Below are 18,287 nucleotides of genomic sequence, written 5' to 3'. Positions count from 1 at the left end.
GCGTCAGCTCGTCGGCTCCAGCCGGGCGTCCCGGCGGACCAGGGCCGCGTACCGCCCGTCCAGCGCCAGCAGTTCGTCGTGACTGCCGCGCTCGGCGACGCGGCCGCGGTCCAGGACCACGATCTGGTCGGCGCCGCGAATCGTGGAGAGCCGGTGGGCGATGGTGAGCGTGGTGCGGTCGGCGGACAGGGCGTCGATCGCCTGCTGCACGGCGGCCTCGGTGCGGGTGTCCAGGGCGCTGGTGGCCTCGTCGAGGATGAGCACCGGAGGGTCGCGCAGGATGGTGCGGGCGATGGCCAGGCGCTGCTTCTCGCCGCCGGAGAAGCGGTGGCCGCGCTCGCCGACGACCGTGTCGTAACCGTCGGGCAGGGACATGATGTGGTCGTGGATCTGCGCGGCGCGCGCGGCGGCGTGCAGTTCGTCGTCGGTGGCGTCCGGCTTGGCGAAGCGCAGGTTGTCGGCGACCGAGGCGTGGAAGAGGTACGTCTCCTGGGAGACGACGCCGACCGCGCGGGCGAGGGTGTCGAAGTCGAGGTCGCGCACGTCCACGCCGTCGACGGTCACGCGGCCGCCCGTCACGTCGTACAGCCGGGGCACCAGGTAGCCGAGGGTCGACTTGCCGGCGCCGGTCGGTCCGACGACGGCGAGGCTGCCGCCGGCCGGGACGGTGAGGTCGACGCCGTCGAGGACGGGCCGCATCGCCTCGCCCTTGCCGTCGTAGCGGAAGGTGACGTCCTCGAAGCGGACCTCGCCCTTGATCTGGTCGAGGTGGACAGGGTTGTCGCGTTCGGTGATGTCGATGGGCAGGTCCAGGTACTCGAAGATGCGCTGGAAGAGCGCGAGGGAGGTCTGGATCTGCACACCCGTCGACAGCAGGCTGACGGTGGGCCGGAACAGCCCCTGCTGCAGGGAGACGAAGGCGACGATCGTGCCGATGGAGACCTCGGCGCCGCCCGTCCGGAGGGCGAGACCGGCGGTCCAGTAGATGACGGCGGGCATCGCGGCCATGACGATCGTGATGACGGCCATCCGCCAGCGGCCGGCCATGTTGGAGCGCACCTCCAGCCCGACCAGAGCCTCGGACTCCTCGGCGAAGGACGCGGTCAGCGAGTCGGAGCGGCCCATGGTGCGGCCGAGCAGGATGCCGCTGACGGAGAGGGACTCGGTGACGGTGGCGGCCATGGCGGCCATCTGTTTCTGGCGCTGCGTGGTGATCTTGCGGCGTTCCCGGCCGACGCGGCGGCTGATCCACACGAACACCGGCAGCAGGAGCAGGGAGACGACGGTGAGCCGCCAGTCCAGGGCGACCATCGCGACGACGGTGGCGACGACGCTGGTGAAGTTGGAGACCAGGGAGGTGGCCGTGGAGGTGACGGTGGCCTGCATGCCGCCGATGTCGTTGGCGATGCGGGACTGCACCTCGCCGGTGCGGGTGCGGGTGAAGAAGGCGAGCGACATGCGCTGCAGGCGGCCGTAGACGGCGGTGCGCAGGTCGTGCATGACGCGCTGGCCGACGGTGGTGGAGATCAGGGTCTGCAGTACGCCGAAGACGCTGGTGAGGACGGCGCTGAGGATCATGCCGAGGGCGAGCAGGCTGAGCAGCCCGGTGCGTCCCCGCGGGATCGCGACGTCCAGGGTCTCCTTCAGCAGGAAGGGCGTGGCCACCGAGACGAGCGAGGAGGCGCCGACGAGGAGGCCGACGACGGCGAGCCGGCCACGGTAGGGGCGGAAGAGACGCAGGATCCGCCGGACCTGCCGGGGCTGCGCCGCGGCGTCGGCGGGCGGGGTCCAGGAGGGGGCGTGGTCGGGGTGCATGGGCTCCTACGGAGGGTGGGGTGGGCGGGGCCGGCGCGGCGTGCGGCGTCGACCGAAAGGGACCATAGCTCATTGTTACCTAGACTCACAATGAACTACGTCCTGATATTGTTCCCGCATGACCACCCCCGACCCCGATGGCCTGCTCGCCGAGCAGTTGCTGCGGCTCACCCGCCGGGTGCACCGCATCCAGAAGAGCCATCTGCACTCGCGCGATCTGGGGATCACCCCGGCCCAGTCCCGCCTGCTGCGCACCCTCGCGCACTACAGCACGCCGCCGCGCATGGCCGACCTCGCCGAACGGCTCGAGGTCGTGCCACGCGCGGTGACGACTCTGGTGGACGGTCTGGAGGGAAGCGGCAAGGTGCGCCGGGCCCCGGACCCGGCCAATCGCCGGGTGACCCGCATCGAACTGACGGACGCGGGCCGCGCGACACTCCGCGAACTCCACACGGCCCGCCGCTCGGCGGCCGAGGAGATCCTGGCCCCCCTGACGAAGGAGCAGCGGGAGGTGTTCGGGGAACTTCTCGACACGCTGGTCGACGGCGGGCCGGCCGGGAGCTGCTGAGCGCACCCGCCGCCGAGACTTAAGGACGCCGTCGATGGTGACGGTCTGCGTCTCGACGGCGGGGAAGCCGGCCTCAGCCGGTGCGATCGTCTCCAGGGCCGGCTGGCCGGGCCTCAGCAGCCGGTGCGGTCGTCTCGACGGCGGCTGGCCGGGCCTCAGCAGCCGGTGCGGTCCTCCACCAGCGCCCCCTGACGGGTCGCGAGCGTCCGGTCGTAGCAGCCGTCGGAGCCGTACAGCCGGTAGCGTTCACGGCTCGTGCCGACCGCGTGGCGCTGGTCGCGCGGCACGTTCATCGTGTAGGCGGCGTCACCGGTCCAGGTGTCGTCGAACCGCGACCACGCCGTCCGCCGCCCGCCGCGCGCCTCGTCCACCGCGGCCCGGTCGCCCATCGTGAGCACGGTGCGCAGCCGGTCGTCCGCGCCGATCGTGATGGTGCCGTCCATCGTGTACGTCCGGTGGGTGTGCGTGGCGCGGGCCGGCCCGCGTCCGTCCAGGGTCACCGTCTCGTCGTCCGTCCAGGTCGCGTCCAGGGGGTCCACGGTCTCGCCGTCGTTCCAGCGGTGCGCGGAGGTGTTCGCGAGGACGCGGTCCACCGTGGTCGTCACCCGGCCGTGCGAGGTGTCCAGGTATCCGGCGACGGTGAGACGGTGACCGCCCCGGGTGTCCACGCGGTGCTCGGAACCGGGCGTGTAGACCGAGGAGTTGGCGAGCTCGCCCGCCCGGTGCACGGTGAGCTTCCCGCCGACCTGCGCCTTCCCGGCGTCCTGCCAGACGAGGACGTTCACCGGCGCGCTCCAGCCGGCCTGCCCCGCGGGCACCCCGGCGACGGACACCTCCACGCGGTGCGGACGCCCGTCGTTCAGCAGACCGGCGAACGGGGTGAGGTCGTAGGTGATCGGCTTGACGTCGAAGGCGCGCGGGCCGGGCACGACGTACCAGAGGAAGGGGTTGGACCAGCCGCCGGTCCACACCGTCGGGAACGGCGCGGCGATTCCGGCCAGTTGCCCGTCGACGGAGATCTGGACCTCGCGGTACGGACCCCCGCCCGCCTTGCACGAGTACGGCGCCGCGTCCGGCACCGTCAGATACCAGAACTCCTCGCAGCCGCCGCCCGAGCCGGTGGCATACACCTCGGCGAGGACGCGCTCGCTGTTGCGCGGGGTGGTGAGCGTGGTGCCGTCGGTGAGGGTCAGGACGCGGTCGGGGGCGCGCTCGGCGGGAGCGCCGGTGTAGAAGGTGAGGGTCGCCCTGACGTCGATGACGCCGGTGTAGGTGCCGTCGACGACGTTCCCGATGAGCATCTCGACGTCCTGCGCGCTGCGGAAGGTGTCGCTGTAGCGGGTGACGTCCTTCTCCACCGACCAGGTGATGCCGTCGGGTGACGGCTCCGGTGTCGAGGTGCGCAGGATCTCCACTCCGCCGACGTGCAGATAGCCCAGCCGGTCGAACTGGCGCCCCGCAACCTTGCCGTCGAGGCGCAGCACGACCTTGCTCCAGCGTTGCCCGCACCCGGCGGGCGGGGCGTAACTGCCCCGGTACGGCGTGAAGTCGCGGAACTGCGTCTCGGCAAGGGTGACCTGGCAGGACCGGGAGTGCGGCCGGGCGACGGGCGGGGCGGCGGTCACCGGGTCGTGCCAGTCGGTGCCGAACTCGGCAGGCACGTCGGCGCTGCGCACGGCTCCGGGGGGCTGCGCGGCGTCGGCGGGGGCGGCCGCTCCGAGGAGGGTGCTCGCCAGGAGGGTCGCTCCGGCGAGCATGGACATGATGATCCGGCTTCTCATGGCCGGTCTTTCTACGGGGTGTCGGGGCCAGGCCGCAATGGGGCCGCGGCGCCCATGGCGGGTCCACGGCGCTTCACGGACCCGGAATATGCGTGGACTGGACGTGGACTAGGCGAGCAGGTCCGCCTTGTCCCCCATCACCACCACGGGATGCCGGGCCGGGTCGATCGTGCGCAGCAGGTACTCCATGGCCGCCTGGGACAGGGTGACGCAGGCCGACGTACCGCTGCCGTGGTCCATGTGCAGCCAGATGCTGCCGCCCTTCTTCTCCCCCAGCGGCCGGGTCGGGTCGTTCGGCGAGGTGCCCTTGACACGGTTGTAGTCGATGGCGATGACGTAGTCGAAGTCGTGCCAGGCGCTCTTGCCCCAGGTGTGCGGCGCGGCGAACGAGGCCGAGCGGGTGTACGGCAGCTTCGCGCCGGGGTCGGAGAGCACCCCGCCGGCGTCGCTCAGCGTGAACACACCCACCGGGGTGCGGTTGTCGCCCTCGTGGTGGTCCGACGTCCATCCGCTCTTGCCGTTGTGCGCCGGCCAGCTGCGCACCCGCTCCCAGACGGAACCGCGCCGGTCGTACAGGACGACCGTGGCGCCGGGCGCGTCCTTCCCGTCGCCGTAGACCGCGACCACCTGGCGGGAATCCGCCGGAATGCGGCGCTGCAGGCGGTCGCCGACTCCGGGGATGCGGGTCGGGTCCGCGCTGGGCCGGGCCGGTGTGCCTGACTTCGCGTCACGGCCGTCTCCCGTTCCCGAACCGCCGCACGCGGTCAGCGTTCCGAGGGCCAGGGCGCACACCGCGGCGGTCGCCGCCGTCGCACGCCGTATCGCTCCATTACCGCTGTCTCGCATCGGTCCATGATGGCACCGCCGTTCCGCGACCCCACCGGCCGGGGGTGGTAGCCCGCGGGGAAAACCGGTTGATTCCGACCACGGTGTGGGGTCAACCTGTCACGGTTTGCTGCGCCGCCCGGGGACATCCCGCGCGGCCCGCCGCGCCGGCGCACCGCCGGACCGCCGCCTCGCCGTCGATCCACGACCATCGCCGACCATCCGCCTCCTGACACCAGCCACTGGGACGTCATGCAGATTCACGACCTTCCGTACTCCGATCCGGGCGTACCCGACGTACGCTCGGGGCCCCGATTTTTGTGGTGGCTCGGCCGGAACCAGCTGGGCGGCCAGCTGAAGTCACTGGCCTGGGGACTGCTGCACTTCGTGGCCGTCTCCGCGCTGCCCTTCTGCGTCGGGTTCGCCGTCCAGGCCGTCGTCGACCGCTCCGGCGCGCGGCTGGCGCTGGCCGGCGGGGTGCTCGCCCTGTGCGGTGCGGCCACCGCGCTCGGCGACACCTTCCTGCACCGGACCGCCGTCACCAACTGGATCACGGCAGCCGCCCGCGTCCAGCAGCTGCTCGCCCGCAAGGCCGCCGAGCTGGGCGCGGCCCTGACCCGGCGGGTCGCCGCCGGTGAAGTCGTCACCGTGTCCACGGGGGACGTGGAGAAGATCGGCTGGTTCGTGGAGGCGGTGTCCCGGTTCACCGCGGCGGCGCTCACCGTCGTTGCGGTCTGCGTCGGCCTGGCCGTCTACCAGCCCGCGCTGGGCGTGGTCGTCGCGGTCGGCCTGCCGGTGCTCGCGCTGGCCGTGCTTCCCCTGCTGCCCGCCGCCACCCGGCGCGCCGACGAGCAGCGCGAGAAGGCGGGACGTGCCACCGAACTGGCCTCCGACACGGTGGCCGGACTGCGCGTCCTGCGCGGCATCGGCGGCGAGGAGCTGTTCCTGCGCCGCTACCGCAGCGCCTCACAGCAGGTGCGCCGCGCCGCCGTGCGCAGCGCCCGCATGTGGTCGCTGATCGCGGCCCTGCAGGTGCTGCTGCCCGGCCTGCTGCTCATCGGCGTCGTCGCCTACGGCGTCCACCTCGCCCGCCAGGGCCGGATCACCGTCGGCGAACTCGTCACCGTCTACAGCTCGGTGATGGTCCTCGCCTACCCGCTGCGGCACTTCGAGGAGATCGCCATGGCGTACTCCTTCTCCAAGCCGTCGGCGAAACGCGCCGCCCGCGTGCTGTCCCTGGAGCGGGCCGTCGGCGCGGGCGGATCGCGCACGCCGGACCTGCCCGCCGGTGATCTGCACGACCCGGCGACCGGGCTCACCGCTCCGGCCGGCCGGCTCACCGCCGTGGTGTGCGGCGACCCGGACGCGGCGGGCCGGCTCGCCGAACGCCTCGGCGCGCACGCCACCGAAGAGGGCCCGTCGGTACGGCTGGGCGGTGTCCCGCTGGACGAACTCCCGCTCGCCGTGGCCCGTACGGCCGTCCTCGTGCAGGACAAGGACCCGGTGCTGCTGTCCGGCACCCTGCGCGAGCTGCTGGACGTGCCGTCCTCCGGTGCCGTCGCGGCGCGGGCGGCTCTGGCGGCCGCGCAGTGCGACGACGTGCTGCGGGCGCTGGTGCAGGGGTCGTTCGACGCGGCGGACCCGATGGACGCCCGTCTCACCGAACGCGGCCGGTCCCTGTCCGGCGGCCAGCGCCAGCGCCTCGCCCTCGCCCGCTCGCTGGTGACCGATCCGGACGTGCTCGTCCTGGACGAGCCGACCTCGGCCGTCGACTCGCACACCGAGGCGCGGATCGCCGAGGGCGTGCGCCGGCTGCGCGCCGGCCGCACCACGGTCGTGTTCACCTCCTCGCCACTGCTGCTGGACCGTGCCGACCAGGTCGTCCTGGTGCACGAGGGCCGGGTCGCGGCGATCGGCGCGCACCGGGAACTGGTGCACTCCGAACCGCGGTACCGCGCCGTGGTGACACGGGAGACCGACGACGAGACCGAGACGCTCGGCACCCTCGGCACGCCGCTCGAGGGCACGGAAAGCCAGGGCCCGGCGCTCGACGGTGCGGCGCGCCCGCGCCTGGCGATCGAAGGCGACCTGGACGTGCTGGAAGAACTGCGAGAGATCGAGGAGACCGCATGATCGGCGTGGCACGACCGGCCTACGACCCGGCGGCCCCGACGACGGCGACCACCTTGCCCGTCGGCGCCCCCTCCACCGTCCGCGCCTACGTGGCCGAACTGTTCCGCCGGCACCGCCGCGCCTTCCTGCTGCTCGTCGGCGTCAACACCGTCGCCGTCGTCGCCTCCATGGTGGGCCCGTGGCTGCTGGGCGACCTCGTCGAAGGCGTCTCGCAGCAGACGGCGGACCTCCATCTCACCCGATTCGTGGCCCTGTTCGTGCTGGCCCTCGCCGTGCAGGCGCTCTTCGTGCGGCAGGTCCGGCTGCGGGGCGCGATGCTGGGCGAGCGGATGCTGGCCGACCTGCGCGAGGACTTCCTCGTCCGCTCGGTCGCCCTGCCGCCCGGCGTGCTGGAACGCGCCGGCACCGGCGACCTGCTCTCCCGGATCACCACCGACATCGACCGGCTGGCCAACGCCATGCGCGAGGCCGTGCCCCAGCTGGCGATCGGCGTGATGTGGACGGTGCTGCTGCTCGGCGGCCTCGTCGTCACCGCGCCGCCGCTGGCGCCGGCCGTGCTGCTGGCCCTGCCGCTGCTGATCGTCGGCTGCCGCTGGTACTTCCGCCGGGCACCGTCCGCCTACCGCTCGGAGGCCGCCGGGTACGCCGCCGTCGCCGCCGCCCTGGCGGAGACGGTGGACGCCGGACACACCGTCGAGGCGCACCGGCTCGGCGAGCGCCGCATCGCGCTGTCGGAGCGGCGGGTCTCCGAATGGACCGCGTGGGAACGGTACACACTCTGGCTCCGCTCGATCCTCTTCCCGGTGATCAACGCGGTGCACGTCACCGTGCTGGGCTCGGTGCTGATGATCGGCGGCGTGTTCGTGCTGCGCGGCTGGATCGGGGTGGGTCAGCTGACCACCGCCGCGCTGCTCGCCCAGATGCTCGTCGACCCGGTGAACCTCATCCTGCGCTGGTACGACGAGCTGCAGATCGCCCAGGTGTCGCTGGCCCGGCTGGTCGGCGTCCGCGACATCGAACCGGACGCCGGCGACCCGTCGCTCACCCCGGACGGCCGCGCTGTGCACGCCGACCAGGTGCATTTCGGCTACCTGGAGGGCGTGGACGTGCTGCGCGAGGTGTCGCTTCGGGTGGCGCCCGGCACCCGGCTGGCCCTGGTCGGGCCCTCGGGCGCGGGCAAGTCCACCCTGGGCCGGCTGCTGGCCGGCATCTACGGACCCCGCTCGGGCCGGATCACCCTCGGCGGCGCGGAACTCTCCCGGATGCCCGCCGAGCAGGTCCGCTCCCACGTGGCCCTGGTCAACCAGGAGCACCACGTCTTCGTCGGCTCCCTGCGCGACAACCTGCTGCTGGCACGCACCGACGCCGAGGACGCCGAGCTGTGGGCCGCCCTGGCGGCGGTCGACGCCGACGACTGGGCGCGCGCCCTGGCCGACGGCCTGGACACCGATGTCGGCTCCGGCGGGCTGGCGCTCACCCCGGCGCAGGCCCAGCAGATCGCGCTCGCCCGGCTGGTGCTGGCCGACCCGCACACGCTGGTCCTGGACGAGGCGACGTCCCTGCTCGACCCGCGTGCGGCCCGCCATCTGGAGCGGTCCCTGGCCCGGGTACTGGACGGCCGCACCGTCGTCGCCATCGCGCACCGCCTGCACACCGCGCACGACGCCGACGTCATCGCCGTCGTCGAGAACGGCCGGATCAGCGAGCTGGGCACCCACGACGCCCTCGTCACCGCCGACGGCGCATACGCGGCACTGTGGCAGTCCTGGCACGGCTGAACGGCAGGGGCGCGGCAGGGCTGAGCGACACGGACGTGACACGGCTGAGCGACAGGGGCGGGGCACGGCTGCTCGAAGGGGGCGGGCACGGCTGAGGCGCGCGGGCGCGGCACGGCTGAGGCGCGCGGGCGCGGCACGGCTGAGGCGCGCGGGCGCGGCACAGCTGAGCCGCGCGGGCGTGGCACGACTGAACGCCACAGGCGCGGCACCACTGATCGGCAGGAGCGTGGCACGGCCGACTGGCTTAGGTATGGCACGGCTGACCGATACGGGTGTGGCACGGTTGATTGGCGCGGGCGCGCCCCGAGTGACGGGCCCGCGGGTGGTGCTGCCGTGCGAGCCGTGCCGAGCGCCTGGAAGAGCCCGGTCGCCTCGGCGACGATCTGCGTGAGGGCGCTCCCGGCCTGGGCCAGCCCCGGTCCGCGCACGGACGTCGTGGCTCCGCAGCACGGGGACACCGCCGACCGGTCCCCGGGGGGCGACCCACAGGTGGCCCTGCCATCCGCCGGCGCCCGGGGCCGGGCGGCCCCGGGCCGCGCGCGGTCGGGGTTGCCCAGCAGTCCTGAGCCACCGCGGACAGGTCCCGGGTGTTTGGGGCCGACCCGCGGATGGCCCCGACGCCCGAGGGGCCCCCGGCCGGGCAGGCCCGGTCCCCGCCCGGCCGGGGTTGCCCGTGCGGCCCGGCGTGAGGGCGTCTGCCGTTGCGCGGTGGCAAGTAAGGGTGGAACGCTGGATAACGGCACCGGCTCGGGAAAGGCCCGGGGACCGTCCTGCTCGTGCCGTGCGCGGCCTGTGCCCCGCACCCCGGCGGCCCACGACCGGCCGCCGTGGCAACGGGCCCGTCCCCACCCCCAGGAGGTACCCGTGAACAGCGCCGATGGATGGGGAGACGACGTCTACCAGCCCGATGCGTCCGACCAGCGGGAGGACACGGGCGTGCTCGACTCCGAGGACACCCTGGAGTACGACGGCGTCGATGATCCGCTGGACCGCGGCTGGTCCCCGCCGGAGCGGCCCTGGGCAGTGGAACACACCGGCGTGACGGCCGCCGAGCGCCATGCGGGCGAGACCCTCGACCAGCGGCTGGCGGAGGAGCTGCCGGATCCGCCCGTCCCCGACGGCGACGGCATCGGCGACACCGACGGCACCGACGGCGAGCCGCTGGACAACGAGGTCGGCGCCCTCCGCTCCGGTCGGCTCGTCGCCCCGGACGAGGGCACGCACGAGGACGAGGAGGCCGCCCTGGTCGCCTCGGACGTCGGCATCGACGGCGCCGCCGCCTCCGCCGAGGAGGCCGCGATGCACATCGTCGACGAGGACGCCCTCTCCGGCTGACCCCCGCGCCGCCGAGCCCCGCCTCCCCCGACCTCCGCGCGTCCATCCCGAGGAGCCGCCATGCAGCAGGACCAGCACCCCGACTACCACCCGGTCGTCTTCCGCGACCGTGCCGCCGGCTACGCCTTCCTGACCCGCTCCACCGCGTCCAGCGACGAGACCATCGACTGGGACGATGGGCAGAGCTACCCGGTGGTGGACGTCGAGATCTCCTCCGAGAGCCACCCCTTCTATACCGGCAAGGCCCGCACCGTGGACACCGAGGGCCGCATCGCCCGCTTCGAGCGGCGCTACGGCGCCGGGGACGCGACGCAGCGCGACGGCGGCGCGGCGCCGTAGCAGGCGGCGCGGCGTCGTAGCAGGCGGCGGCGCGGCGTCGTAGCAGGCGGCGCGGCGTCGTAGCAGGCGGCGGCGCGGCGTCGTAGCAGGCGGCGGCGCGGCGTCGTAGCACGCGGTGGCGAGGCGTCGCAGCACGACGGCGATGCGGCGGCGCAGCACGGCGGCGGCGCGGTATCACAGCACGGCAGCGGCCGGGTGCCGCAACGCGAAGGCGGCGAGGCGTCGCAGAGCCGTGGCGGCGAGGCGAAGTAACGCGGCGCCGCTTCGGCGCAGAGCCGGGTCGCTCGGTCGAGGGCGGGAGCCCCAGCCGCTCGGACCGCTCAGATGAAGTTGAGGGCCGCCGCCCCGCCCACTCCCCCGAGCAGCATGAACGCTGGCATCAGCACCTTCAGCTCGACCCAGCTGCCGGCCCTGAACCGCATCATCTTGGGCGGCCCGACCGGGTACCAGCGCTTGCGGCCCAGCGGGATCGGCCACAGGATCGGGCAGCCGGAGACGGTCAGCGCGTCCCCGATGTCGTGCACCAGCGCCCCGAGCACGATCGGCAGCCCCAGCCACAGGTACTCCTGGCCCGGCGCAGTGAACAGCCAGTCGGAGCCGTTGCCCGGCTTGTCCAGCCACCCGGCGATGATCCAGGCGCTGGCCGCGGCCAGCAGCCACACCAGCACGTCGCTGCTGGACCCGCGGGCCGCCCGCCACAGCAGCCCCTCGATCGCCAGCACCATGTGGATGAAGAGGATCGCCAGCACCGCCCAGCGACCGCCGGTGATCGCCAGCGCCGAGGTGCCCGCGCCGATCAGTACCGCCCACAGCCAGGTGTGGGTGAGGGTGCGGTGGCCGCCGGAGCGGCGCGCGTCGCCCTGCTTGCGGGTGCCCTTGTAGACCGCGTAGGACAGCTTGTCGACGATCTCGCACAGGCCGCGCGAGATGGGGCCGAAGGCCCGGGAGATCGTGGCGGCCTTGTGGTCCAGGTCCGGGGCGAGCGCCGCACCGGCACAGATCAGCGCCCCCGAGAGCACCACCGGCAACGGCATCGGATGCCCGGCCCCGGCCGCCGCCGCACCGACGCCGAGCCAGGCCGCGGCGCCCGACAGTGAGTGTGCTGGTCCCATCATGGCCCTTGCCCGCCCCATCCCTCGTGTCGCGCTGTCCAGTTGACCGGGCGCGATGACCTTCCGTCGGCGACACAGCGTAGCGGTCGTGATCTTGGCGGGGACATCCGATTCCCGCATCGAGGCCCGGGCCAGGCAAGATGGGGGCGTGACCCTCATCGATCAGCTGCCGCAGACCGCCGACCCCGACGCCCTGTACGACGCCTTCGAGTCCTGGGCCCAGGAGCGCGGTCTCACGCTCTATCCTCACCAGGAGGAAGCGCTGATCGAGGCGGTCTCCGGTGCGAACGTGATCGTGTCGACGCCCACCGGCTCCGGCAAGAGCATGATCGCCGCCGGCGCGCACTTCGCGGCGCTGGCCCGCGACGAGGTCACCTTCTACACCGCTCCGATCAAGGCGCTGGTGTCGGAGAAGTTCTTCGAGCTGTGCAAGCTCTTCGGCACGGAGAACGTCGGCATGCTGACCGGCGACGCCTCCGTCAACGCGGACGCCCCCGTCATCTGCTGCACGGCCGAGGTGCTCGCCTCCATCGCGCTGCGCGACGGCAGGAACGCGGACATCGGCCAGGTCGTCATGGACGAGTTCCACTTCTACGCGGAAGGGGACCGCGGCTGGGCCTGGCAGATCCCGCTGCTGGAGCTGCCGCAGGCACAGTTCATCCTGATGTCGGCCACGCTGGGCGACGTGTCCTTCTTCGAGAAGGACCTCACGCGCCGCACCGGCCGCCCCACAGCGGTGGTCCGCTCGGCGACCCGGCCCGTGCCGCTCTCCTACGAGTACCGCTACACCCCGATGACCGAGACGCTCACGGACCTGCTGGAGACCAGGCAGGCGCCGGTGTACATCGTGCACTTCACGCAGGCGCAGGCGGTGGAGCGGGCGCAGGCCCTGATGAGCATCAACATGTGCACGCGCGAGGAGAAGGACCGGATCGCCGACCTGATCGGCAACTTCCGTTTCACCACCAAGTTCGGCCGCAACCTCTCGCGGTACGTGCGGCACGGCATCGGCGTGCACCACGCCGGCATGCTGCCCAAGTACCGGCGGCTGGTGGAGAAGCTCGCGCAGGCCGGGCTGCTGAAGGTCATCTGCGGCACCGACACCCTCGGCGTCGGCGTCAACGTGCCCATTCGCACGGTGCTGTTCACCGCCCTGACCAAGTACGACGGCAACCGGGTGCGCACGCTGCGCGCGCGTGAGTTCCACCAGATCGCCGGCCGTGCGGGGCGGGCCGGGTTCGACACGGCGGGCTTGGTCGTCGCGCAGGCGCCGGAGCACGTCATCGAGAACGAGAAGGCGCTCGCCAAGGCGGGCGACGACCCGAAGAAGCGCCGCAAGGTCGTGCGGAAGAAGGCTCCGGAGGGCTTCGTCGGGTGGACGGAGAACACCTTCGAGAAGCTCATCGCCTCCGAGCCCGAGCCGCTGACCTCCCGCTTCCGGGTCACGCACACCATGCTGCTGTCGGTGATCGCCCGGCCCGGCAACGCCTTCGAGGCGATGCGCCGGCTGCTGGAGGACAACCACGAGCCCCGCAAGCAGCAGCTGCGGCACATCCGCCGCGCGATCGCGATCTACCGCTCGCTGCTGGACGGCGGCATCGTCGAGAAGCTGGACACGCCGGACGCCGAGGGCCGCATCGTCCGCCTCACCGTGGACCTCCAGCAGGACTTCGCGCTGAATCAGCCGCTGTCCACCTTCGCGCTGGCCGCGTTCGAACTCCTCGACCCCGAATCGCCGTCGTACGCGCTGGACATGGTGTCGGTCGTGGAGTCCACGCTGGACGATCCGCGCCAGATCCTCGCCGCCCAGCAGAACAAGGTCCGCGGCGAGGCCGTGGCCGCCATGAAGGCGGACGGCGTGGAGTACGAGGAGCGCATGGAGCGCCTCCAGGACCTCAGCTACCCCAAGCCGCTGGAGGAGCTGCTCTTCCACGCCTACGACACCTACCGCAAGAGCCACCCCTGGGTCGGTGACCACCCGCTGTCGCCGAAGTCCGTCGTGCGCGACATGTACGAACGGGCGATGTCCTTCACGGAGCTGGTGTCCCACTACGAGCTGGCCCGCACCGAGGGCATCGTGCTGCGCTACCTGGCAAGCGCCTACAAGGCCCTGGACCACAACATCCCGGACGACCTGAAGTCCGAGGACCTCGAGGACCTGATCGAGTGGCTCGGCGAGATGGTGCGCCAGGTCGACTCCAGCCTGCTGGACGAGTGGGAGCAGCTCGCCAATCCGGCGGAGATGACCGCCGAGGAGGCCCAGGAGAAGGCCGACGAGGTCAAGCCGGTCACCACCAACGCGCGTGCTTTCCGCGTGCTGGTGCGCAACGCCATGTTCCGCCGCGTCGAGCTGGCCGCGCTGGACCATGTGGAGGAACTCGGCGAGATGGACGCGGAGTCCGGCTGGGACGCCGACGCCTGGGGTGAGGCGATGGACAAGTACTGGGACGAGTACGACGATCTCGGCACCGGGCCCGACGCCCGCGGACCCAAGCTGCTCGTCATCAACCAGGAGCCGGAGAACGGGCTGTGGCGCGTCCGGCAGATCTTCGCCGACCCGAACGGCGACCACGACTGGGGCATCAGTGCGGAGGTCGACCTGACCGCCTCCGACGCCGAGGGCCGTGCCGTGGTCCGCGTCACCGACGTCGGCCAGCTGTGACCACAGGAGAGTCCCACCGATGACGAACCCGGCCGAGAGACTGGTCGACCTGCTCGACCTGGAGCAGATCGAGGTCAACATCTTCCGTGGCCGCAGCCCGCAGGAGTCCCTGCAGCGGGTCTTCGGCGGCCAGGTGGCCGGCCAGGCGCTGGTCGCCGCGGGCCGCACCACGGAAGGCGACCGCCCGGTGCACTCGCTGCACGCGTACTTCCTGCGCCCGGGCCGGCCGGGGGTGCCGATCGTGTACCAGGTCGAGCGGGTCCGGGACGGGCGGTCTTTCACGACCCGCCGGGTCACCGCCGTGCAGCAGGGCCGCACGATCTTCAATCTCACCGCCTCCTTTCACAAGCCTGAGGAAGGGCCCTTCGAGCACCAGCTGCCGCCGGCCCGCGAGGTGCCCGCTCCGGAGTCCCTGCCGACCGTGGCGCAGGAGATCCAGGAGCATCTGGGCGAGCTGCCCGAGCAGTGGGAGCGCTTCGCGCGCCGGCAGCCCTTCGACATCCGCTATGTCGACCGCCTGCGCTGGAGCGATCAGGAGGTCAAGGGCGCCGAGCCGCGCAGCGCGGTGTGGATGCGCGCGGTGGGCCCGCTGGGCGACGACCCGCTGGTGCACACCTGCGCGCTGACGTACGCCAGTGACATGACCCTCCTGGACGCCGTGCGCCTGCCGGTCGAACCGCTGTGGGGTCCGCGGAACTTCGACATGGCGTCACTGGACCACGCCATGTGGTTCCACCGGCCCTTCCGGGCGGACGAGTGGTTCCTGTACGACCAGGAGTCGCCGATCGCGACGGGCGGGCGGGGCCTTGCCCGCGGGCGGATCTACGACGTGCGGGGCCGTCTGCTGGTGTCGGTCGTGCAGGAGGGTCTGTTCCGGCCGCTGTAGCTCACTGTCCTCTGCGAAGCAGCCGACCCCACAGGCCCCGGTCCCGCGGCGGTTGCGGCGCGGCGGGCGGCGCGGGAGCGGGACGCGGTGCCGGCCGGAGGTCGCGGGCCTCGTCCATGGCCACGATGAGCTCGTAGCGAAGCCAGTCGATCTCGTGCGGGTCGTCCGCGGTCATGAGGCACTCCGCCAGCAGCACGGCGGGCGAGCCCGGCGCTCCGTGCACGGGCGGCCCCGGGCGGAAGCGGTAGAGGTGGGCGCGGTCGTAGGGGTCCGGCACGATCTCCGCGATCCGCACCGGATCGAGCAGGGCGGCCACCGCGCCGGCCCGCGCCCAGGAGTGGTCGCCGGCCTGGCGCCGCAGGAAGCCCAGATGGCGGCCCCGCCAGTTGCGGGCACGCAGGTCGACGCCCTCCTGGAGGCGGGTGAGCAGGTCCGGCGGAAGCGTGCGTCCCTTCAGCAGTGGGGCGTTCCCCTCCTCCGCGGCGAACTGCCGGAGTTCGTCGGCGAGATAGTGCCACACGACGGCCCGGTAGCGGTTCAGGTAAAAGCGCACGGGTACGAGCAGGCCGGCCCGTGCCAGGCGGGTGAACCGGGTGGGCGCGATGCCCATGAGGGCCGCGCCCTCCGTGGTGCCGACGGTGCGGACCGCCGCGGTGAGGGCGTCGGGAAAGCCCTCCTCACCGCGCAGCCGTTCGAGCTCCTCGGCAGGCACCCGGCGGCCCCCGCCGCCTTCGTCGGGCACGGTGCGGATCCGGCCGAGGTGCACCGCCAGGTCGAAGTCGCTGCGTTTGAGGCCCAGTTCCCGCGCGGCCCGGCTGATGGTCAGGGCCGGCCGGTCCGCTGCGGTGAGGGTGGTGCCGGTCATGGTCGTCTCCCCCGTGGAGTCGGTGGCTCACGCCCGGTGCGTTCGCCGTGAAAAAACCGTAGCCGCCGGGACCGACTTTCCGGCGAGCCTGTGGATAACTCCACGGGGCCTGAGAGAGCAGCAGGTCAGAGCCCTGTTTCGGGCTTGCGTTCCGGTTGCCTGGCGTCGACGTCGAGATGTTCGCCGACCCGGTTGACGAGCAGGGTCATCTCGTAGGCGATCTGACCGAAGTCGGCTTCGGCGCCGCTGAGGACGCACAGGCAGCTGCCGCTGCCGGCGGCGGTGACGAACAGCACCGCGTCGTCGAACTCGACCATCGTCTGACGCACCCCGCCCGCGCCGAAGTGGCGTCCCGAGCCCTTGGCCAGGCTGTGCAGTGCCGACGAGACGGCCGCCAGATGCTCCGCGTCCTCCCGCCGCAGTCCCGTGCTGGCCCCCGTGACCAGTCCGTCGTTGGACAGCACCAGCACGTGGCGCACATCGTCCACGCGCTCGGTCAGGTCGTCCAGCAGCCAGCCAAGTCCCTGGTTCTGCGCCATGTTCACTTCTCCCCGTGTGATGTCTCCCCCTGGCTGGGGGATCTGTCCGCCAGCCTTCCCCAGGACCGGCCGCCCGGCAAGCAGGATGGAGGCATGGCACAGAAGATGACCGACGAGGAGTGGCGGGCGTTCGTCTCCCACGGCACCCGCACCGGAAAACTGGCCACCGTCCGGGCCGACGGCAGCCCGCACATGACACCGGTCTGGTTTCTGCTGGACGGCGACGAGGTGGTGTTCACCACGCACCGGGACAGTGTGAAGGGACGCAATCTGGTCCGGGACGGCCGGGTCGCGCTGTGTGTCGACGACGACCGGCCGCCGTACGACTTCGTGGTGCTGCAGGGCCGGGCCCGGCTGTCGGACGACCTTGACGAGGTGCGCGCCTGGGCGACCAGGCTCGCGGCCCGTTACATGGGCGAGGACCGTGCCGAGGAGTTCGGGGCGCGCAACGGCGTGCCGGGGGAACTCCTCGTGCGGGTCGGTATCGACAAGGTGCTGGCGCAGCGGGCCGTGGCGGGCTGAGCCGAGCCCGGCGCCGAGCCGCCGCGCACCGGTCCCCGGTCAGCCCACGGAATCGAGGAGCCGGGCTGTGTGCATCCGCCCGGCGTACTCGACGAGCCGGATCAGCACCTCCTTGCCCGAGTCCCGCTCCCGGGCGTCACAGAGCACCACCGGGACGCCCCGGTCCAGGTCGAGGGCGCGTGAGACGTCGTCGCAGCCGTAGCTCCGCGCGCCGGTGAAGCAGTTGACGGCCACCACGAACGGGATGCCGCGGTGCTCGAAGTAGTCCACGGCCGGAAAGCAGTCCTCGAGCCGCCGGGTGTCCGCGAGGACCACGGCGCCGAGAGCGCCCTGGGACAGTTCGTCCCACAGGAACCAGAACCGGTTCTGGCCCGGGGTGCCGAAGAGGTACAGCGACAGTCCCGAGCGGATGGTGATGCGTCCGAAGTCCATGGCGACGGTCGTGGTCACCTTGCGGTCCACTCCGTCGGTGTCGTCGACCGACTGTCCTGCTTCGCTGAGCAGTTCCTCGGTGCGCAGCGGCCTGATCTCGCTGACGGCGCCGACCAGGGTGGTCTTGCCCACGCCGAATCCGCCGGCGACCAGGATCTTCAACGCCAGGGCGGGCTCGTCGGCGAGGTCGTGGTGTTCGGTGACCATCGATCACTTCTCTCGGGAGGACCGGCAACGGTCGGCGTGCGGAGTGGGTGGTGCGGGGACGGCTACAGCGCGCGCAGCCCCGCGATGACCTCGCGCAGAATCCGTTCGTCGGGCAGCTGCGCGGGCGGCACGGGCCGGTGGACCGTGACGCAGCCGAGTTCCAGCAGGTCGCCGAGCAGCACCCGGACCACGCCGACGGGCAGGTCGGCACCGGCGGCGAGTTCGGCGACGGACTGGGTCTCGATGCGGCACAGGTCGATCAGGGCGCGGTGCTCGGGGCCGAGCGGGGCGTCGTCCGGGTCGGGGGCCGCGGGGTCCAGGGTGACGAGGGCGATCAGGTCGAACCGCACTCCGCTGGGGCCGGGCCGGGTGCGGCCGCCGGTCATCGCGTACGGCCGTACGAGGGGCCCGGCCTCGTTGTCGTACCACTGGCTGCCCGGTTCGGCCGGGGTGCCGTGCCTGTCCTCGCTCATGGGCGGTGGCCGCTT

General features: G+C 72.5%; 16 protein-coding genes. 8 read left to right on the top strand and 8 right to left on the bottom strand.

Going from position 1 to position 18,287, the window contains the following annotated elements; all coding sequences use genetic code 11:
* Positions 1 to 3: 3 nt before the first annotated feature.
* On the bottom strand, positions 4 to 1,815 hold the full coding sequence (locus AC0B9F_RS22970) for an ABC transporter ATP-binding protein (protein ID WP_472005469.1): 1,812 nt from the start codon (positions 1,813 to 1,815) through the stop codon (positions 4 to 6).
* Between the two features lie 118 nt (positions 1,816 to 1,933).
* Between AC0B9F_RS22970 and AC0B9F_RS22965 the strand changes: the two genes are divergently transcribed.
* Positions 1,934 to 2,383: a MarR family winged helix-turn-helix transcriptional regulator gene (locus AC0B9F_RS22965; protein ID WP_472005467.1), complete on the top strand. Its 450-nt coding sequence runs from the start codon at positions 1,934 to 1,936 to the stop codon at positions 2,381 to 2,383.
* A gap of 155 nt (positions 2,384 to 2,538) precedes the next feature.
* On the opposite strand, the gene AC0B9F_RS22960 is transcribed toward AC0B9F_RS22965, so the two are convergent.
* Positions 2,539 to 4,164 (bottom strand): peptide-N4-asparagine amidase, encoded by a 1,626-nt coding sequence (locus AC0B9F_RS22960; RefSeq protein WP_472005464.1) that lies wholly within the window; start codon positions 4,162 to 4,164, stop codon positions 2,539 to 2,541.
* 108 nt (positions 4,165 to 4,272) lie between these two features.
* Positions 4,273 to 5,010 carry a L,D-transpeptidase family protein gene (locus AC0B9F_RS22955; RefSeq protein ID WP_472005462.1) on the bottom strand — a complete coding sequence of 246 codons (738 nt, stop codon included), beginning with the start codon at positions 5,008 to 5,010 and terminating at the stop codon, positions 4,273 to 4,275.
* Positions 5,011 to 5,241: 231 nt separating this feature from the next.
* On the opposite strand from AC0B9F_RS22955, the gene AC0B9F_RS22950 reads away from it, so the two are divergent.
* From AC0B9F_RS22950 to AC0B9F_RS22935, 4 genes are all read left to right on the top strand, one after another.
* Positions 5,242 to 7,122 (top strand): ABC transporter transmembrane domain-containing protein, encoded by a 1,881-nt coding sequence (locus AC0B9F_RS22950; protein ID WP_472005459.1) that lies wholly within the window; start codon positions 5,242 to 5,244, stop codon positions 7,120 to 7,122.
* Positions 7,119 to 8,900 (top strand): ABC transporter ATP-binding protein, encoded by a 1,782-nt coding sequence (locus AC0B9F_RS22945; RefSeq protein WP_472005457.1) that lies wholly within the window; start codon positions 7,119 to 7,121, stop codon positions 8,898 to 8,900. Before AC0B9F_RS22950 ends, AC0B9F_RS22945 begins: the two co-directional genes overlap by 4 nt.
* Before the next feature lie 864 nt (positions 8,901 to 9,764).
* Positions 9,765 to 10,235 (top strand): DUF5709 domain-containing protein, encoded by a 471-nt coding sequence (locus AC0B9F_RS22940; RefSeq protein ID WP_472005456.1) that lies wholly within the window; start codon positions 9,765 to 9,767, stop codon positions 10,233 to 10,235.
* A gap of 60 nt (positions 10,236 to 10,295) precedes the next feature.
* A complete protein-coding gene (locus AC0B9F_RS22935; RefSeq protein ID WP_472005453.1) occupies positions 10,296 to 10,574 on the top strand; it encodes a type B 50S ribosomal protein L31 in 279 nt (92 codons plus the stop codon).
* Positions 10,575 to 10,894: 320 nt separating this feature from the next.
* Here AC0B9F_RS22935 and AC0B9F_RS22930 read toward each other — a convergent pair whose 3' ends face one another.
* Positions 10,895 to 11,689, bottom strand: coding sequence for a metal-dependent hydrolase (locus AC0B9F_RS22930; protein WP_472005451.1), 795 nt, complete (start codon positions 11,687 to 11,689; stop codon positions 10,895 to 10,897).
* 145 nt (positions 11,690 to 11,834) lie between these two features.
* Between AC0B9F_RS22930 and AC0B9F_RS22925 the strand changes: the two genes are divergently transcribed.
* Together AC0B9F_RS22925 and AC0B9F_RS22920 are read left to right on the top strand one after the other, a co-directional pair.
* Entirely contained in the window at positions 11,835 to 14,348 is a 2,514-nt protein-coding gene (locus tag AC0B9F_RS22925; RefSeq protein WP_472005449.1) for a DEAD/DEAH box helicase, read from the top strand.
* 19 nt (positions 14,349 to 14,367) lie between these two features.
* A complete protein-coding gene (locus AC0B9F_RS22920; RefSeq protein WP_472005447.1) occupies positions 14,368 to 15,234 on the top strand; it encodes an acyl-CoA thioesterase in 867 nt (288 codons plus the stop codon).
* A 1-nt stretch (position 15,235) separates the two neighbouring features.
* Here AC0B9F_RS22920 and AC0B9F_RS22915 read toward each other — a convergent pair whose 3' ends face one another.
* Together AC0B9F_RS22915 and AC0B9F_RS22910 are read right to left on the bottom strand one after the other, a co-directional pair.
* On the bottom strand, positions 15,236 to 16,099 hold the full coding sequence (locus tag AC0B9F_RS22915; RefSeq protein ID WP_472005445.1) for a DUF6397 family protein: 864 nt from the start codon (positions 16,097 to 16,099) through the stop codon (positions 15,236 to 15,238).
* Positions 16,100 to 16,224: 125 nt separating this feature from the next.
* On the bottom strand, positions 16,225 to 16,638 hold the full coding sequence (locus AC0B9F_RS22910) for a roadblock/LC7 domain-containing protein (RefSeq protein WP_472005443.1): 414 nt from the start codon (positions 16,636 to 16,638) through the stop codon (positions 16,225 to 16,227).
* 93 nt (positions 16,639 to 16,731) lie between these two features.
* On the opposite strand from AC0B9F_RS22910, the gene AC0B9F_RS22905 reads away from it, so the two are divergent.
* Complete coding sequence (locus AC0B9F_RS22905) at positions 16,732 to 17,160, top strand: PPOX class F420-dependent oxidoreductase (RefSeq protein ID WP_472005441.1); 429 nt, start codon at positions 16,732 to 16,734, stop codon at positions 17,158 to 17,160.
* A 39-nt stretch (positions 17,161 to 17,199) separates the two neighbouring features.
* On the opposite strand, the gene AC0B9F_RS22900 is transcribed toward AC0B9F_RS22905, so the two are convergent.
* Together AC0B9F_RS22900 and AC0B9F_RS22895 are read right to left on the bottom strand one after the other, a co-directional pair.
* Complete coding sequence (locus tag AC0B9F_RS22900; protein WP_472005438.1) at positions 17,200 to 17,799, bottom strand: GTP-binding protein; 600 nt, start codon at positions 17,797 to 17,799, stop codon at positions 17,200 to 17,202.
* Between the two features lie 62 nt (positions 17,800 to 17,861).
* Positions 17,862 to 18,272, bottom strand: a complete 411-nt coding sequence (locus AC0B9F_RS22895; RefSeq protein ID WP_472005437.1) for a DUF742 domain-containing protein — start codon at positions 18,270 to 18,272, stop codon at positions 17,862 to 17,864.
* Between the last annotated feature and the right edge of the window lie 15 nt (positions 18,273 to 18,287).

Source organism: Streptomyces sp. NPDC097129 (genome assembly GCF_055668065.1).
This window is presented reverse-complemented; position numbering and strand designations above follow the sequence as displayed.

What these genes read in the sequence shown, in the direction of transcription:
- AC0B9F_RS22950 (WP_472005459.1), top strand. Translation starts at nt 5,242, where the DNA reads ATGCAGATTCACGACCTTCCGTACTCCGATCCGGGCGTACCCGACGTA.
- AC0B9F_RS22935 (WP_472005453.1), top strand. Translation starts at nt 10,296, where the DNA reads ATGCAGCAGGACCAGCACCCCGACTACCACCCGGTCGTCTTCCGCGAC.
- AC0B9F_RS22965 (WP_472005467.1), top strand. Translation starts at nt 1,934, where the DNA reads ATGACCACCCCCGACCCCGATGGCCTGCTCGCCGAGCAGTTGCTGCGG.
- AC0B9F_RS22895 (WP_472005437.1), bottom strand. Translation starts at nt 18,272, where the DNA reads ATGAGCGAGGACAGGCACGGCACCCCGGCCGAACCGGGCAGCCAGTGG.
- AC0B9F_RS22945 (WP_472005457.1), top strand. Translation starts at nt 7,119, where the DNA reads ATGATCGGCGTGGCACGACCGGCCTACGACCCGGCGGCCCCGACGACG.
- AC0B9F_RS22920 (WP_472005447.1), top strand. Translation starts at nt 14,368, where the DNA reads ATGACGAACCCGGCCGAGAGACTGGTCGACCTGCTCGACCTGGAGCAG.
- AC0B9F_RS22910 (WP_472005443.1), bottom strand. Translation starts at nt 16,638, where the DNA reads ATGGCGCAGAACCAGGGACTTGGCTGGCTGCTGGACGACCTGACCGAG.
- AC0B9F_RS22960 (WP_472005464.1), bottom strand. Translation starts at nt 4,164, where the DNA reads ATGAGAAGCCGGATCATCATGTCCATGCTCGCCGGAGCGACCCTCCTG.
- AC0B9F_RS22905 (WP_472005441.1), top strand. Translation starts at nt 16,732, where the DNA reads ATGGCACAGAAGATGACCGACGAGGAGTGGCGGGCGTTCGTCTCCCAC.
- AC0B9F_RS22915 (WP_472005445.1), bottom strand. Translation starts at nt 16,099, where the DNA reads ATGACCGGCACCACCCTCACCGCAGCGGACCGGCCGGCCCTGACCATC.
- AC0B9F_RS22900 (WP_472005438.1), bottom strand. Translation starts at nt 17,799, where the DNA reads ATGGTCACCGAACACCACGACCTCGCCGACGAGCCCGCCCTGGCGTTG.
- AC0B9F_RS22955 (WP_472005462.1), bottom strand. Translation starts at nt 5,010, where the DNA reads ATGCGAGACAGCGGTAATGGAGCGATACGGCGTGCGACGGCGGCGACC.
- AC0B9F_RS22930 (WP_472005451.1), bottom strand. Translation starts at nt 11,689, where the DNA reads ATGATGGGACCAGCACACTCACTGTCGGGCGCCGCGGCCTGGCTCGGC.
- AC0B9F_RS22970 (WP_472005469.1), bottom strand. Translation starts at nt 1,815, where the DNA reads ATGCACCCCGACCACGCCCCCTCCTGGACCCCGCCCGCCGACGCCGCG.